A 16,475-nucleotide genomic window follows, 5' to 3' on the forward strand; every position below is an offset into this window, starting at 1 on the left:
CCAGCGGAACCGAATGAGAAATGAGTGCTGGTCTAATACGGGGATTCTACGGAGATGGGCAGGGTGCCCGTTAATTACTCTGGCGTGGAAATCACCGTGCCGCCGACCAGGACGCCGACCGTTCGTGTGTTGTCGCGCTCGGCCCCGGGGACGTCCGCGCGGCTCACCTGGACGTTGACGTTGACGGAGCCCAGGGCCTCGTTGACGTCGGCCACGATGGCGGAGACCACGGCCGAGGGCTCGAACTGGGCGACGGCGTCGATGACCGCGCGCTGGAGCTGGTCGTTGGCGACCTCGGGGTTGACGGCGAACAGTGCAGCCGAGGTGGGGACGCCATAGGTGGACCGCATCGCCCGCTCCCCGGGCAGCGTGCCGACCAGGGCATGGACGCGGTCCAGGAGCTGCTCGCGCTCGTCGGTGGTGGCTGAGACGCCACCGGAGTGGTCGATGGCGAATGGGGTCCGCATGGCGATGGACACGGCCTGGTCGTCGGGGGTGCGCGGCTGGGTGATGACCGGCAGGACGTCGTCGGTGTCGCTGTCGAGCGGCACCAGGGCGCATGCCCGGCGGATGGCGTCGCCGTACGCGAAGAAGTCGGGCAGCCGGTTCTCGGGCAGGGCGATGGCTGCGGCGGACAGATCTCCGCCCGCGTAGAAGGACTTGCGCAGCGTGAGAGAGAGGTCGAGCTGGACGCCAGCCCTCGGCCTGTTGCGGTTGCAGATGTTCTGCGGGTCGTCGCCAGCGAAGCTCACCGGGGCGCGGTCGGTCTCGAATCCGGACGCGTTGAGTTCCTGCACGATCAGCGAGGCCAGAACAGGGTCAGCGCCGCTGATGTAGGTGACCTTCTCGGCTTCCCGCTGGTCGCCCACGCCGTGCCAGACCACGGTACGGCTGGAGTTGCCCGTGTTCACGACGCAGAACGGCTCGTCGAATGCGGTTGCCGACAGCGCGAGGTTCTCGGCTGTCAGGTCGTTCAAGCCCTCGAACGAGTACCAGGCGCCAGTGTCACCGGCAGCGTACGCGGCGAGCTGCGACGTGGGCGGTTCAATGCCGCCGCCGTGAATGGCCGCGTGCAGCAGGTAGGTGCCGCTGCCGTAGCGGTTCTTGATGGCGTAGTCGATGCCGAGGACTCTGTCGGCAGCCAGGTAGCGGAAGTTCTGGTAGGCCACTGCCTTCTCCTCAGATTATTCGGGCGCGGATTCCGGTCAGTGACATGTCGTAGGTGGGCGCTGCTCCGCCGGGGAAAAGCGCCATGAGGTCGCCGTTGGTTTCCATCGTGATGCGTGCTGCCGGAGTATCGTGCTGGCCGACCGGAATGACGACAATCCATTTGTTGTCGAACGCGGCAGACGAACTGGCGCCCTCTGTTCGATACACGGCCGTCACGGTGCACGTGGCCCCCGGGGTCAAGCCGGTGAGTTGGCGTGAGTTCGAGGCGGAGGTGTTATTCGTGCCTTGGAGTTCTGCGGCGCGATTGTCGTCGCCCTCGGCCAGGACCGTCGCCCCTTGGAGGCAACGGACGCTCATCAGGCAGCGGCCCGTTGCGGTGGTGTTCTGCATCATGGCGCCGAAGACGACCACGGCCTGTCCCGAGGCCGACGCGATGAAGGTGATGCTCGGGCCGTTGGCGTCGGTGACGTAGGCCGCGCTCGTGGTCGACGAGGTGGTCCGGAACTCGCCGTAGACCGTCTTGGAGTTGTACGCCGTGCGGTAGATCGTGGCCGTCGTGGCGCGGTGCGGTTCGACGGGGCGTATGCCCAGAGGCAGACTCGCGAACTTCACGACCACGCCGGTGCCGATGGCGCTGGGGTTTTCCACGGACCCGGACAGCTCGACCATGCCGTCCTGCGTGACCCGGTAGACCGGCGAGCCGGCAGAGGAAGGCACCCACCCGGATTCCAGGGCCAGCGGTGTCCAGATGCCGGGTACTGCTGGCCGAAGGCGCGGCCAGTAGATGGGGTGGTTGCGGTCTCCGCCGTCGAAGGTGACGTAGACCTGGTCACCCGGGAGTGCCGCGCCGATAGTGGCCGACTCCGCCCAGCCGCTCACGGCGGTGCCCATGATCTGGGGGATTCGCAGGCGTACCCGGCCGCGATTTTGCGGGTCCTGGGTGGAGACCACGATGCCGCTGTAGGTGCCGTACAGAGGGATCACGAGAGCCCTCCGGTGTACGCGGCCCGCCAGCGCCCGTTGACGAGCACGGTCGGCGCCGGGTTGACAGGGGGCTGCTGCACCTTCAGGTCCAGCTTCCGGGCGTCGTTGCGGCCCAGCACGAGTGTGGCGGTGTAGGTCGTCTTCTGCGGGTAGAGCAGGTTCACGTTGATCTTGTGCACGGCGGAGCGGACCATCCACAGGCCGAGGTTGCTCTCCCCGACCGCGTCGCCCTGGACGTCGACCACGGAGCCGGGCCGCAGGCGTGGGTCGCCGTTGGTGACGGCTCGGGCCTCGACCCACAGCCAGTCCGACTCGGCGGCCAGTAGTCGGCTCGCCTGGTTGTAGGACGCGGCCGGCCGGTCGGCGTACTGCCGGTCCAGGACGGCGGCCACCTGCTGGCCGTGCAGCGTCGTCCGGGTCTGGGAGTAGGAGGCCGGCGTGAGGACGCTAGAGGTGCGGTTGTAGGCCACTGCCCGGTACCGGGCGCGGACACCGCCTGCGGGGTCTGTGTCGCCGAGGATGGCGGAGAACTCGCGCAGGGTGTCGATGGCTCCCGGGGCCTTGGTCATGCGAACCAACGGCACGCTTCGGTCGGAGGCCGGCATGACCGTCTCGCGGTTGACGAACCACAGCACGGTGCCGTCCACGTAGACGCGGTAGCCGATCTGGTCTGCCACGTCGCACAGGAACTGCCAGTCGCTCATCGACTGCATCTGCTGGGCGAAGATGACGGAGGAGCCGTCCACGCGGGGCTGGAGGCTGTACTCGGCGGCCACCGTGCGGGCGATGGCGCTCGCGCTGGTGTCGCGCCACGTCCGGTTGCGCCGGGTCTGCGTCAGCATGGACGTGCCGGTGAGGGTGTAGACCACCGGAATTTGCACGGCGTGTCCGAAGCGGGGGTCGGTCTCGCTGGCCAGGACGCGGGAGGAGGCGACGTAGCCGTACCAATCTGCGCTGTCGTCCGACCACCAGCCGAACCGCAGGCGGACGGGGGTGTTCTCCGCCCACACTGACCCTGCCGGTGTGCGCCACTGCTGCGAGGGCATCGCCGGGTTGTAGGTGTGCATCACCGTCAGCTCCGCCACCTGGTGCGCGTTCTCGGCCTGGTACAGCTCGAAGCTCGACACCCACGCCCCGCGCTCCAGGGTCGGCTCCGCCGCCGTCAGGTGGGGACGGTAGGTGTTACGCCACGCCACGGGGCACCATGATCTGAAGGCCGGCCGGCGGCTGCGTCCAGTCCAGAACCCGGGGGTTGGCCTCGGCGTACATCCACCAGGACGTCTCGCTGCCGTAGTACTGCGCCGCCACCGCATCGACCCGCTCGGCCGCGCGCCACCGGTAGTCGGACACGCGCAGGGACTGGTCAGCCGGCGGGCGTTGCAGGACCGCGAGTTGGAGCTGGCCGTTGCGGTCGGGCACGAGCGCCGTTGAGTTGCGCTGGTAGCGCGAGGTTCGGGAAATGGCCACTGCTCTCTCCTTACACCCACCCGTACGACGACATGAGCGTCATGCTGATATCGACAGCGCACCGCACTGGCGTCATACGCTGCGAAAAATGCGTGTAGGTAATCCCGATGTTGTTGACGTACCCGAAGTACTCCATACGGGAAAGGCCCGGCAGTTTGTCTTTGAAGGAGTGTCGGGCTTGCCCGAATCGACACCACACCGGGCTCATCTGCATGATGCCGATGACGCTCCCGGAGGTCGCCGCGTCCTCCCCGTCCGTGGCCTGTGCCTCCTGGGAGGTGTTGATTCCGACCAGGTTGTACAGCACGTGGATATCGGCCATCACGCCGTACGTGCCCTCGATCGTGCCGAATTTGGTCGGGTCCGACATCTCGTAGGTTCGATCGAAGAGCAAGGCGAAGGAAAGCGTGCCGCCGGCCGCGACCAGAGGAACGCCGGTGTCCAGGTCAGAGCGTGTGTACGGGGGCATGACCTGGTTCGCCGCATCGGTGCTGTGGTTCACGCTGACCGTGGACGGGTTGTACAGGAAGTTCAGCATGTAGAAGCGGTTCTCTTTGGCCGTGTTGGTCTTCGGGAACGCGGTCACCATGTAGCCGCGTTGGAGCCCGAAGTTGGAGCCGGCCTCCCCGGGGAGATACGAGGGGATGCTTTGAATTCGGGGGTCGAAGTTGTTCTCCCAGATTCCCTTGCCCGGGAGATTAACCGCCCCTTCGGACTTCTTGTCCGCCATCACCAGCCTCCCATCAGGGACTTGATCCGGTCGTCGGCTGCCACATAGCTGACGAAGGACGACGCGGCGGACTTGGCGCCCTCGGCAGTGGCGGAGGGCATTTGCACCACGACGGAACCAGCGCCGAAGGAGAGAGTCACCGAGCCCGTACCGCCGGCGGAGTTCGAGCCCTGGCCGGGGCTGGGGTTGAGGCCCTGGTTGAGCAGGGCCTGGCGGACGGTATGAGCCGCGTTGGCCTCCAACACCATTTCGCCGCCGTGCAGTTTGGCGTCCACGCCCTCACCGCGCTGCCCGGGGACTTCCCAGGCGCCGTCCTTGTACCAGTGAGGATTCTTGGAGTTCCAGAAGGACCACGCCTTGCTGGGAGTCCCGTAGCGGCCCTTGATGTACTTCAGGCCCCAAGAGATCTGCTTGGACGGAGAGTTGCGCCAGGCCGAGGTGGCAGTCTCCTTGTGGATGTTCGACATGGCCTGCGGGATTCCGTAGGCGTCGGAGTTCGGGTTATCGGCCCAGTGCCGCCAACCGGACTCACCCATCCACAGCTTGTACAGGGAGTCCCACTGGCCGCCGGTCCACCCGTACTCTGCGGCCATCTTCTTGCCCAGCTTCACGTTCGCCTGGACGTTGTGCGGCGCGTCCTGCCCCGCGTTGCCTCCCGAGCCGGTGTCGGTGTCGGCCTCCTCGTTCTGCGACGCGCTGGGGGTACGGCTGACGCTCTGGGCACTGCCTCCACCGCCGCCGGAAAGCGCAGCGGCGAGGGCGTCAACCTCCTCGACCGACCCGTACGCTCCGGAGACGTTGAGCCCGCCCCCGCCCCCGCTGCCACTCTGGCTGGCTGTGGGGTCGTTCTGCTCACCCGAGAGGGTCGCCGTGGCCGCCATCCCGCCGGACATGACCCGCCGAGCCCGCTTGAACTTGCTGTACATCGGGCCTTCGACGACGCCCTTGCCGGGATTCGCGGCCTCGATGACCCGACCGTTTCCGGCGTAAAGGCCCACGTGTGAGAGGTCTTTGTAGAACACCAGGTCGCCGGGCCGGACTTCGTCGATCGGGACCTCGACGCCCTTTTTGATCTGGTCGTAGGTGACGCGGGGCAGACCCACGCCGGCCTTCGCGAAGGCGGCCTGCATCAGGCTGGAGCAGTCCCACGCATTCGGTCCTTCGGCGCCCAGGACGTAGCGGTCACCGACTTGCGCGCGGGCGAAGTTGATAGCGCCAGCGACGCCGCCGCCAGTGACGCCGGCCTTGTCGGACTTCTTGGACCCGGACCCGCCCTGCTTGGACTCGGGGGTCCCGGAGTCGCCGCCGAACAGACCTGAGATGCCCTTCCATGCGGATTTGGCCCAGGACGACTGGTCGGTTCCCTCGCCCGAGTCGCCGAAGAAGACGTTGGGTCCTGAATTCCAGCCGCTCTGGAAACCGGATACCCCGCCCTTCCCGGCGTCCTTGAGGCGAGAGATGGTGCCTCCGACGGGCCCGCCGGCCTTGTAGGCGCCGGTGAGGCCGCCGAACCAGTCGGCGAACGGGCCGAGCGCCTTCTGGAGGATCGTCTTGATGTCCGCGAGGGTGTCGGCGCTCGCGCGGGCCGCGTCGAGGAAGGACGCGCTTGCAGGCAGGTGGCCTTCGCGGGTGAGGCCCTGGAGGTAGCGCTGTGAGTCCTGGTAGCTGCCGCCGACGCTCGGGGCGTAGTCCTTGATCTTCTCTCGCGCCGTGTCGCCCGAGTCACCGCGCTTGCCGGCGTCTTCGATGAGCTGAAGTGCCTTTTCCGAGGAGAGCCCCTTGAGCCCCTGCTTCTCCGGGTTCACGAGATTCCGCAGGAGTTCCGTCTGGTTGCGCATTGCTTCCAGGGACTGGCCCGAAAGCCCAGCAGCCCGGCCGTAGTTCGACAGGGACATCGACAGCGAGCCGCCCTGCATGAGCTGGTCATGGAGCTGCTTCGACGACAGGCTGCTGAAGTCTCCGCCGTTCACCCGCTGCGCCAGACTGAGGGCGATGGCCGCCGAGGAATTCTGCTTGCCACCCGCGAGCCGCGTCGGGGTGAGGCCGAACATCTGGCTGGCGTAAAACGCCTGCCCGGTGCCGAGTTCGTTCTGGAGCTGAGCCCCGCCCTGCACGCCGAGCCCGGGGGTTATGTAGGCGGCCGAAGAAGCGCGGCTGAGCTGCCTTTGGACCTGAGACGAAGCACTCTGGAGCGTGATGTCGGTCGCGCCGCTGTAGAGATCCTCGTTGGAGGTGGCCCACATCATGGCGCCGCTGGACTTCAGATTGCGCCCCATGGACCGTGCCCGCGTGCCGGCGCTGCCGCTCCAGTCCGGCGCGGCCAGGTTCATCCGGCGCTCGTACTGCCCGAGCTGCTCTTCGAACCCTCCGCTGTAGTACGACCGCGCGGCCCCGACCACGGCGCCGGTGACCTGACCCGCGAACGCGAGGCGGTTCATCGTGGTCTGCGTCGCCGACTGCTGGCGCAGACGCCGCATGTCCGCGTTCATGCGCGCCATCGACCCGGAGAAGTTGTTCTCGCGGAGATCCCAGTCCCGGTCGATGCTGTCGGTGCGCGTCCGGTAGAGCGTCGACCCCTCCCGCAGACGCTGACGGGCTTCGTTCTCCTGGGCGAGCGTCGAGCGAGGGTTGTTGATGATGCCCATCTGGGTGCGCCGGTACTGCGCCCAGCGGATCTGCTGTTGCTGGACTTCGTCTTGCATCCGCTGGCGGGCGACGTTGTGCGCGGCCTGGGCCTGGAGGCTCTGCTGCTGGAGATTCCCTAGCTGGTGATCCTGGCGCGTCTGCCCGCCCATGGGGCCGTAGGCCCCCATGCCCATTGTGCCGAGGCCGGCCTGGCTGGCGAACCGATTGGTAAAGGTGGTGAACGCCCTTGTGAGGGCGTCGATTTGGCTCCCGAGGTTGTTTGTGCCGAAGAGCCGGCCGGCGCCGGGGTTGGGGGGCGGATTGGGCGGCGGGGGTGGTGTAGCCACTTACGCCCTCCTTTCAATTTCCCAGGCAGCGCGGCGAATCCAGTGGCGCCGTTCTCGGATGGCGAGGTTCTTCAGCTCGGACAGACCCCAGTGGGGGTGGACTTGTGCGAGGACTTCGATTTCGCTGAACGCGCGGCGGTAGTCACATTCCGCGAAACAGCATGGCCAGGTCGATTGGCAGCTTTACCTCCTCGCCGCACGTCTCGTGCGTGAAGGTGAATGCGTTGTACCGAGGGCCCGGCTGGGTGTCGGTGAGGTATTTCAGGATGGTCTGCCGGTCGCCCATCCACATGTGCGTGGCGGGCGGGCGCTTGATTACCGTCCCGTCGCCCTGGCGGACGCGCAGGACGCAGCGGTTGAGGATTTCTGAGTCCTGCTTGGCGCGGTTTCCGTCCTTGATGGCGAAGACGGCGGTCTGGTCCTCGCCGGTGGGCAGCCGGACGAATGCCATGGCGCCGTGGCGCAGAGGGACTTCGAATTCCGTCTGCTCCGGGTCGGCGAGGTGTGTGAAGGGAATTGCGCCGAGTGGGACGGTGAGGTCGATGAGTTCCTTGCAGTACGGGCAGGGAAGCTCTGTGAACTCGACGGTGTCGCCGAAGGTCGCGCGTCGTACTGCCATAACGAGCAACTCGCGGTCACCAATGAGGAGTTCGGCAGCGAGCTTGCGGTTCATGGTTTCGTTGCCGACGGTGCGTACGCCGCGCAGCAGCAGGGTGTCGAAGACCTTGTACGAGCTGCTGCCGGCTGCGGCGATTGCTTCTTCGTCGGCCCCGGTGAGTTCCTTGACTTCTGCTTCGCGGTACCAGGTGCCGTCGCGGCAGATTCCCCGTTCGAGAGTGACGTGCTTCTCGCCGGGTGTGCTGATGACGGGTTCGCCGGAGTTCCGGTCCTCCTTGAGGAGCGCCTGGGTTGCTGCGGTGGCCGCCTCGGGGTTGTCCAGGCCCTTGATGGCCTGGTCGCCGAAGGAGGCGAAGTCGGGGAGCACGACGGGTTCGGGCATGATCGTTTCGTCCTTTGAGTGGGGTCCGAATTACGGCAGGGAAACGCCGGTTCCGGGGCCGTACTTGCTGGCGATCTTGAAATCCCATCCCTCATGAGCGAGGGTGATCTGCTGGAGTTCCACGCCATTTGCGCCCGAGTCCAGATCCCCGAATGCAATGCTTGTGGGCCAGCAGTTGTAGACGCGCCAGCCCGCCTTGTAGGTGACGCTCGAAGTCGTCACCGGGTGGTCCAGCAGGAAAATGTCCATCGTCGCGCGGAAGTTGTACGAGCCGTTGTTTCCGCCCGTTCCCTGCATGACCATGAAAAGCTGCTTCAGCCAGGCGTAGATGTCCGAGTCGCCGCAGATGAGACCGCGCGAAAGGGTGATCGGAGCGAAGTCGCTCTGCCCTGGCATCTTTTGCGTTGTCGTGTTCATTCCGCCCTGGCGGTACACCACCACATCCGTGGTGATGGAAAGTCCGCTGACGGACATGAATCCGAGTTGATTGGAGCGCTTGCTGGAATCCAGCGTGGAGCCCGCCAGGTGAATCATCACCTGGAACTTGAAGTTCCTTAGCGGGTCCGTCTGGAGCTGCGCGAGCGACGGCTTCTGTGTGGTGGTAGTGGCTCCCACGGGTCACCTCTCATTCCCTGTTGGAGGGCCGCCGTAGATGAATTGCAATGAGAGGCGGTACGGCTGGTGTGGCGTCGGTCAGGCGGTGGACTCGACGGACGTGGTGGTCGTGGAGATTCCGCCCTGGTACTGCGAGATCTCGATCACGATGAATTCCGCCGGGCTGGCGAGCGCGACGCCGACCTGAATGTGGATTTCGCCGTTGGCGACGGTCTGGCTCGTGTTGTTGGTCTCGTCACAGACCACGAAGAAAGCCTGATCCGGAACGCTCGACTGGAGCTGGTCGGCCTGAGTGAGCGTGAGGAGCTGCTGCGTCACCAGCGCGTTGAGCGTCTGCCACAGCTCGGGCCCGTTGGGTTCGAAGACTGCGAACCGGGTGACGTCCTCCAGGAGGTTCTCCAGGTAGGTCAGCATGCGCCGGACGGAGATGTACCGGTCCGGCATGCCCTGGCGCAGCGTGCGGGCGCCCATGATGCAGAGACCGCTCTGCGGCACCGGCCGGATGATGTTGCAGCCGACCTGGTTGAGCGTGTCGAGCTGCTCGAACGTGAAGTTGTTCTCGACACCGACGGCGCCGATCAGGCTGTAGGCGACTCCGGCCGGGGACCGGTTGGGGCCCACAGCCGCGTCCGCCTGCGCGAACTGCCCCATGACGGCCCCGGCCGGCGGCAGCATGCGCGTGGAGGAGACGGAGGAGCCAGCCGGGTCGGCCACCTGAACCCACGGCCCGTAGAACGCCGCGTACGAGGACTGGGGGGAGTAACCACCCACCGTTTCCACGTACTTGTTCGCGGCGACATCCGCAGCGATCGGTGCCGGCTGGCGGGGGGCATCGAGCACCAAAAACGCGCCGCGCCTCTGCTCGACCCAGGCGAGGACGGAGTTGATCTGGGTCTGCGGCGGGATGTGGTCCGTGAGGGACGTGTTGCCGCACAGGTTGAGCAGCAGCACGTCGGAGATGGACCCGAACTGCGCGGCGAGCTGCTCGGCGAGGTTGACCGCCAAGACACCGTCGGCGCCGTCTTCCAGAGGGGCGTCCGCGACGTACTCGGGCTGCCAGGAAGCGTCCGGGGTGGCGCTGGTGCCCGGCGTCGTCGAGGTCGGCGGGAGCATGTTCTGGACGGAGACGTACGTCGAGCCGCCCTTGCTGGAGTTGATCAGACCGACGATGTAGCGCGGGTCGCCGGGATTGAGGGAGACGTCCTGCCAGGTCTCCACGAGCGAGGACTGCGCGGCGGAGCCGTACTTGACGAAGAGATGGAACCGGCCCGACGTCCAGGAGGGCGCGGTCGTGATGAAGACCTTGTTGCCGTAGGCGCCGCGTCCCCGGGCGGTGACCTGGAGCGCGTCGACCGCCGTGTAACCGGGCGCCGTGTCGAAGGTCGCGGCCGTCGTCATCGGGTCGCCGGCCGTGGCCCCCTTGTACGGGGTGATCTGCACCGAGTACGTGATGTCCGGCCCGAGATCGGTGAACGCGGCCGTGGGCTTGCCGCTCGCGGGCTGGGCCACCCACACCGTCTTGGAGAAGCTGCCCTCGTCCGGTCGCGTGACGACCACCTGGTAGGCATCCACGTCGGCCAACGGCGTGATCGCGTCCCACTCGACCTGGAAGGCCGTCTGCTCAGGGTTCGCGGTGACTGGGGCGACGGGCGCCGTCAGGGTCACGTTGGTGACCTTCGGCGTCGGCTTCGTGCCGGCGCCGCTCGGGGCAGTGCCGTCAGGGGTGGCGACGATGTTCTCCGGCGGCGGAAGCGGCGTGTTCTTGACGAGCAGCCGCGCGGCCACGGAATCCGTGGGAGTGGCCCGCAAAATCCACGCCTGCTGGCCGCCGTTGGCAAAATACTCGTAGACCTGGAAAGGGAGGTAGTTGAGGCCGTTCCCGAACCCGCCGTAGAGCGACATGAACTGCTCCCACGACGTCACCTTCACCGGGTTCGAGGGCCCCGCGTCGTGAGTGCCGACGAAGGTCGCGACCGCGAGCCCCGGTGGAGAGATGGGCTGCGGCAGGGGGTTCAGCGATTCGGTGATGTACACACCGGGCCGCTTGTAGGCGAAAGTCGTGGGCGTGGTCATCAGCATCAGCTCCCAGGGGGTGCGGGCGAGACGGTGAGCGTCAGGGCGGCCGAGGCGACCTGCGGGGCGAAATCGGAGTCGCGGGCGGAGACCAGGAACTGCGCCGGCGAACCGGTGGGGGCCTGGGGCGTGCCGAAGACGACACCGCTGTGTGACAGGGCCAGGCCGGCGGGGAGGTGGGAGCCTTCGGGGAGCGACCAATGCACCTCGCCGTGGCCCCCGGTACTGCCCAGGGCCTGGCGGTAGGGGTGGCCGGCGGTCGCGGCTGGCAAGGTCGCCGTGCTGATCGACAGCAGGGCCTTGGTGACCTCGTAGGTGGGAGACCAGGGCCGGGTGGTGCCCTCGTCCCACGCCTGCTTGTCGAGGAGGTCGATCAGGACGCGCTGAGCCGGGGTAAGGTCCCGGATCTCGTCGGCGAATATCTCGCTGGAAACGCGAAGGGCCCAGGTAGCGCAGAAGAGCCGCTTTCCCTGCTCGTCCTTGCTCTCGGTGTAATCGGGCCCACCGAGAAGGTCCAGCCGCCGTACAGTTCCGTCCTCGCCGATCGGCAGATACCCGAAGCGGGGAGGAAGGAAGTCGAACTGCATCAAGGCGCCGGTCAGCTCGATGATGTGCAGCTCTTTCCGGGCGTACACATCCACCTGGTAGTCGATGTTGATCGGAATCGGCATCTGAGCCATGTACGGCGACTGCGTCGGGTCGCTCATGTCGGCCCACGGCTCGTAGCCCTCTGGCGCGTAATGCAGGTTCACTACTCCCCGGCTCTCACGTTCGGGGTCCCGCGAGATCGCCGTGTGAGATATCAGCGCCAGAGGATAGGTCAAGTCCGCCAGTTCGTACTCGGGGCTCTTGTACCTGACGGTGACTTTGCGGCCCGTACCGGAGGTCGAGTCATGCACCACCAGGCCCTGGAACTTATGCTTCAGGGCCGCGTCTTCGTTCAGAAGAAAGGGCACGGAACTCTCCGGTATGGGCAGATGTGGATCGCCCCACCAGAATGAGTCCGGCTATTTGGGAGTGGTTAATTCTGGACGCCGGGCATGCAGGTCAGAAGAGGCCCGTGATCTTCAGAACGACCACGACGAGGAGAATGACCAACACCACACCGACGATCTGCGCAATAGTCATGACGCTTTCCCTCTCGGTAGGCGGGGTCTGCGACCAATGCCGGCCGCAGACCCCGCAGCTCTACTGCTGGTCCTGGTGGCCGTGCTTGCCCTGGTTGCCCTCCGGGCCCCGGCCACCGTGCCCGGCCTGCGCCTCGTCCTGGTCGTCCTGGGCGTCGTCCCCGTCGGCCGGCTGCTCCGGCGCGAACGCCCCGTCGGACGCGTAGTAGTAGCCCTCGGCTCGCGCCTCCGACTCCAGCATCAGGTGCGTGCCCTCCTGCACCGGGTACTGCGACGGGTCGTCCAGCTCGAACGGGCCGGCCTTGATCGCCTTGTCCCACGACTCGTTCGAGACAGCGACATAGGTAGACATCGGTTCCTCCTAGGAAAGGGCAAGGGCGAGCACAAAACGGAACTCGAATTTGAGCGTCGCATGCGGCCTATACGAAGGAATAATTCAGAACCACGCGGTACCGGACCACGCCTTGACCGGCTTGGCGGTCCAGGCACTGCCTGACCACACCTTCACCGGTTTCTGCACCCACGCACTTCCTGTCCACACCTTGGGGATAGTGGTGGGGATGGTGTTCACGTTGTCGACCTCGGCCGGGGTAGTGACGCTCCCCGAGTCCGCGTAGCCCTCGAAATTGGTGCGCAGCGTCCCGAATTTGAGCCACTGCGTCGTCGCCATACTGCGGCGGACAGTCCACGTCACCGCGTCAGGAGATGTCTCCCAGTAGAACGTGCCGGCGGCCTCTCGGAACCGCCACCACCTGTGAGTGACCGGATTGAACGCCAGCGTTGTGGGCGTCGCGTCGAAGTAGCCGACGCAGTTCTCGAAGGTCAGATTGCCCGTGGCGAGCGTGTACTTAGTGCGGATGAATGTTCCATCGTCCACGGGGCCGAGAACGATGGCGGAGAAGTTGGTACCGGTGCCGCCTGTCGGCAGATTCACGACCTCGAAATAGTGGGTCGAGTTCACCATTTCGTACCCGACGTCCGTAGCCATCAGGCCCGGGTACTGGTCATTCGCGGCGACGGCCGCGCGCTTCCACGTCGCGTTCCAGAAGGTTCCGCCCCAGTACACGAAGCGGCTGCCGATGCCCGTGGAGAACTTGTCCACGATCTCCGCTGTAGGCGCGTTGAACAGCCCGTCGGCGCCGGAGAATTCGACCCAGCCCGGGTTGGTGGTGACGGCCGTCGCGGTGTTCACCAGGTCCGTCGTACCGGCCGCCCCGTAGTACAAGGTGCCCGTGTGGGACGCGGTCACGGTGTTCGTGGCCTGGAACCCGAACTCGACGACGAGGCGGTCCCCGGTTTGAAGCGCCACGGACCCGAGGGCCTGCCCCGTGGCTTCGCCGCCCGCCGCAGTCGTCGGCCACACGCCACTGCCTTGCCAGTTGTCGAGCAGAGTGCCGCGCACCGTGTCGCTGTCCCCGGTGGTCACGTACATGTGCACGCGGGTCACGAGGGCCGAGGTGCCGGAGGACTGCATGCGTCCGATCGCGAACGACACGGTGCCCGAGAGAGTGCCTGCCTTGCGGGCCGGCGGGCTGATCCACCGGCCGAGCAACGAGCTGTTCTCCGAGGCCGAAGTCTCCGCCACGGCCGACGTCGTCGAGGCGCCTGCGGGCTGCCGTCCGAGCAGTGCGGCGACGGCGGAGGTGGCATTCGTCCACGCGCCTCGCTTGGTGGCCGGCGTGTAGGGCGCGGCAGAGCTGGTGAGCCAGAATCGAGTCGCCACGGCGCATCCTCAGTTCGTGTCTATCCACACGTCACCCACGGCCGGGGTCGCGGGCGCGGTGACACCGACGGTGATCTTGGGTGTGGGTAGCTGGGCCTGGGGGACTTTGGCTGTGGCGTCCAGGCTGGCCACCCCGTTGGCGGCGCCGACCTTGTCCGTGGAGACGACGTTGCCCCCCGTGGCGGGCACGGTCTGAGACGCGAGCTGCCGGGCTGGCATTAGCCCACCACCGTCACACTGAAGGTGTTGGCGGCGTAGCTCGCGGCGAGGGTGAGGGAGACGGTGTTGGCGTCGACCACGATGAACTTCCCGCCGACCAGCTCGCCCGTGGAGACCTCGCGCAGCGACGGTTCAAGGATGTCCAGCGTGTTCAGGCTGTGCGTGATGTTGAGCGGGGTGCCGCCGGTAACGGCGCCGACGTTCGCCACGAACTTGCCGGACGTGCCGAGGGCAGTGCGGGCCCCGGCCGCAGTGGTCGCGCCCGTGCCGCCCTTGGCGACCGAGACCAGGCCCACGGTGAGGCCGGCCGCGCTCTTGGAGAGGGTCGCGTCGGCCAGCTCCAGGGAGAACGTAGTGCTGGACAGCTCCAGGCCCTGGCCGTCCGCCGTGTACGTCTGGCCGCCGGTGGAGAACTTCGTCCAGGTCTGAGTCCATGCACCGGGGGCGCCGGAGGGCGTGGCGGTCTGAATGAACTGAGCGCCCGCATCGGTGCCTTCGGCCACTGCCACCATCGTGCCGTCGAGGATCTCCCCGGCCGCGTCCGCGTCCGAGCGCCGCGTCGCCGCCCCGCCGCTGGCGCTGTACGTGTAGATGCCGTTCTGGGTGCCAGTCGTCTGCGCCGTCGCGAGGAAACTGTCGCCACTGCCCAGCGTCACCCCGCCGACGCTCACCGGCAGTGCGGCGAGGTCGACGTTGCTCGCGGCCACTGCCCGGACCGGGTCCTTGACGCCGGCAATGCCAGCCCTCAGATTGTCCGCGTACTGCTTGGTCACCAGGTCCGTCGCCGCTGTCGGATCGGCACCGTTCGTAGCTCGCTGGCCATTCAGGGAAACGGCTGCGGTCGGCGCGGCGAATTGGTCGAGTCGGTACGCCTGGACGGTCGCGGCGAGATTGGAAATGGTGCTCGCCGTCTGCGTACCGGTGTGGTCCGCCCGGTCGAGCGGATTCTTCCAGGCCGTCAAGTTCCAGAACTTGAGGACGTGGTTGACGGAGTCAGTCCAGAGCTGCCCCTCCACCGGCGTTGCCGGTGCCGAGGACGACGTCTCAGGGACGAGGCCGCGCACGGGGAGCTTGTTCAGCTTGAGGGATTCGCGGAAGTCGGTAACTGCCATCGGGGCACTCCTAGCTCAATATCGCCGATCCGGTTTCCGCGAAGGCGAATTGGACGGACACGGTGGTGGGGCTGGGGTTTTCGACGAGCCCGCCGATCTCTCGTCCGCTGGTGTCGTAGGTGCGCACGCTCGGCGGGTACGGGAAGGAGTGCGGGATGGTCCACTGGGCGCTCGCGGCCGTCTGGGTCCACGTCACTGCCCGGGGTGCGACGCGCTCCTCCAGGGCGTCCAGCTCGGCCTGCGAGACCTCCCCGGGGGCACCTTGGGCGCCGGTGGCACCGGTGGGCCCGACGACAGGCAGGTAGCGGCCGGTGTAGGGGGAGACCGGCGCCAGGTCCGCGAGGTCGACAGGGTCTCCGCCGGGCCGCTCGGGCAGCATGATGTGGTACTGCCTGATCTGCGCGCCCTTGAGCTTCTCCGTGACCAGGTAGGTCCAATTCCTCGGCGACATGCCGGGGCCATCCGTGGCGATCAGGTTCACCTCGAAGCGGCCCTGGTCCTCCTTCGTGATGTCCACGGTCGCCACGGTGTTGGCGATGGTGTCGGCGTCCGGCATCGTCAGGACCGACGGCGGGGCGAACGTGAGGCTCCCCGTCAGCGGGGTGCCGTCGGGGGCGATGAACCGCCCCGTCAGGTGCACCGAGGGGACGCCGACCGGCAGCGCGTACAGGGTCGACTCAGGAGTAGGGGTCATCGTCGCCGCCCTCCTCTGGCATTTCCGCAGCGAGAAGTGGCTGCGCAGGTTCGGGATTGCGGCTGAAGTCGCGCAGATACGCGGAGAACATCGGGTCGTTGACCAGCTCGTCATCGCGAATCTGCTGGGCATCGAGCGTGACGATGATGTCCCGCCGGCGGATCTGCCCTCGGATATCTACCTGCTTCACCGCGAACAGGACGTTGTCGTAGGCAATCCGGTCGCGTTGATACGCGCCGTGCTTGATGTTGATGTCAGTCAGCCCGGTCTTGGCGAGCTGGTCGAATTCACACGTCACATGCAGCGAGTCGACGATGTAGAGGCCACTGTCACGCGGCTCCGAATTGGCCGACTCGGAGTGGTTCACGTGCAGCGCGGGAAGCTGCCAACGGCCGTAGAACTGCTTGCCGACCCCGGTCGCCTCGTCGTAGACCGGGTGCATTTCCGATTCGCCGTACTGCCACCGGAAGTACGTGAACGAGTCACCGGTAGAGCGCTGCCACCCGCGCAAACCCCGATGAATCAACGTCGTCTCCGCGTTGATGTTCCACCGGCCACGCTTCCAGTCCAGCCGTCCACGCATCGCCCC

16 protein-coding genes are annotated in these 16,475 nt (G+C 66.6%); all 16 read right to left on the reverse strand.

From position 1 onward, the window contains the following. Positions 1-74: 74 nt before the first annotated feature. The 16 genes from OHA64_RS27045 to OHA64_RS27120 all read right to left on the reverse strand — a co-directional run bounded on the left by OHA64_RS27045 (position 75) and on the right by OHA64_RS27120 (position 16,469). Positions 75-1,169, reverse strand: coding sequence for a poly-gamma-glutamate hydrolase family protein (locus OHA64_RS27045; RefSeq protein ID WP_328749293.1), 1,095 nt, complete (start codon positions 1,167-1,169; stop codon positions 75-77). A gap of 10 nt (positions 1,170-1,179) precedes the next feature. Beyond that, positions 1,180-2,154, reverse strand: a complete 975-nt coding sequence (locus tag OHA64_RS27050) for a phage baseplate assembly protein V (RefSeq protein ID WP_328749294.1) — start codon at positions 2,152-2,154, stop codon at positions 1,180-1,182. Continuing rightward, positions 2,151-3,350 (reverse strand): contractile injection system protein, VgrG/Pvc8 family, encoded by a 1,200-nt coding sequence (locus OHA64_RS27055; RefSeq protein ID WP_328749295.1) that lies wholly within the window; start codon positions 3,348-3,350, stop codon positions 2,151-2,153. Before OHA64_RS27055 ends, OHA64_RS27050 begins: the two co-directional genes overlap by 4 nt. Then, entirely contained in the window at positions 3,337-3,621 is a 285-nt protein-coding gene (locus OHA64_RS27060; RefSeq protein WP_328749296.1) for a hypothetical protein, read from the reverse strand. Before OHA64_RS27060 ends, OHA64_RS27055 begins: the two co-directional genes overlap by 14 nt. A 10-nt stretch (positions 3,622-3,631) precedes the next feature. Next, complete coding sequence (locus OHA64_RS27065) at positions 3,632-4,351, reverse strand: hypothetical protein (protein WP_328749297.1); 720 nt, start codon at positions 4,349-4,351, stop codon at positions 3,632-3,634. After that, complete coding sequence (locus OHA64_RS27070; RefSeq protein ID WP_328749298.1) at positions 4,351-7,164, reverse strand: C40 family peptidase; 2,814 nt, start codon at positions 7,162-7,164, stop codon at positions 4,351-4,353. The genes OHA64_RS27065 and OHA64_RS27070 overlap by 1 nt, the downstream gene beginning before the upstream one ends. 301 nt (positions 7,165-7,465) lie before the next feature. Continuing rightward, a complete protein-coding gene (locus OHA64_RS27075) occupies positions 7,466-8,323 on the reverse strand; it encodes a hypothetical protein (protein WP_328749299.1) in 858 nt (285 codons plus the stop codon). A gap of 30 nt (positions 8,324-8,353) precedes the next feature. Continuing rightward, on the reverse strand, positions 8,354-8,938 hold the full coding sequence (locus OHA64_RS27080) for a phage tail protein (protein WP_328749301.1): 585 nt from the start codon (positions 8,936-8,938) through the stop codon (positions 8,354-8,356). Between the two features lie 78 nt (positions 8,939-9,016). Next, on the reverse strand, positions 9,017-11,011 hold the full coding sequence (locus OHA64_RS27085) for a phage tail sheath subtilisin-like domain-containing protein (protein WP_328749302.1): 1,995 nt from the start codon (positions 11,009-11,011) through the stop codon (positions 9,017-9,019). A 5-nt stretch (positions 11,012-11,016) separates the two neighbouring features. Further along, positions 11,017-11,967, reverse strand: a complete 951-nt coding sequence (locus OHA64_RS27090) for an Ig domain-containing protein (RefSeq protein WP_328749303.1) — start codon at positions 11,965-11,967, stop codon at positions 11,017-11,019. A gap of 232 nt (positions 11,968-12,199) precedes the next feature. After that, entirely contained in the window at positions 12,200-12,490 is a 291-nt protein-coding gene (locus OHA64_RS27095; protein ID WP_328749304.1) for a hypothetical protein, read from the reverse strand. Between the two features lie 84 nt (positions 12,491-12,574). Further along, positions 12,575-13,861: a hypothetical protein gene (locus OHA64_RS27100; protein ID WP_328749305.1), complete on the reverse strand. Its 1,287-nt coding sequence runs from the start codon at positions 13,859-13,861 to the stop codon at positions 12,575-12,577. 9 nt (positions 13,862-13,870) lie between these two features. After that, positions 13,871-14,050, reverse strand: coding sequence for a hypothetical protein (locus tag OHA64_RS27105; protein WP_328749306.1), 180 nt, complete (start codon positions 14,048-14,050; stop codon positions 13,871-13,873). Between the two features lie 29 nt (positions 14,051-14,079). After that, positions 14,080-15,192, reverse strand: coding sequence for a hypothetical protein (locus OHA64_RS27110; RefSeq protein ID WP_328749307.1), 1,113 nt, complete (start codon positions 15,190-15,192; stop codon positions 14,080-14,082). A gap of 10 nt (positions 15,193-15,202) precedes the next feature. Continuing rightward, entirely contained in the window at positions 15,203-15,886 is a 684-nt protein-coding gene (locus OHA64_RS27115) for a hypothetical protein (RefSeq protein ID WP_328749309.1), read from the reverse strand. Next, entirely contained in the window at positions 15,870-16,469 is a 600-nt protein-coding gene (locus OHA64_RS27120) for a hypothetical protein (protein WP_328749311.1), read from the reverse strand. The genes OHA64_RS27115 and OHA64_RS27120 overlap by 17 nt, the downstream gene beginning before the upstream one ends. Between the last annotated feature and the right edge of the window lie 6 nt (positions 16,470-16,475).

The organism is Streptomyces sp. NBC_00076, assembly GCF_045041235.1.
Taxonomy (GTDB): domain Bacteria; phylum Actinomycetota; class Actinomycetes; order Streptomycetales; family Streptomycetaceae; genus Streptomyces.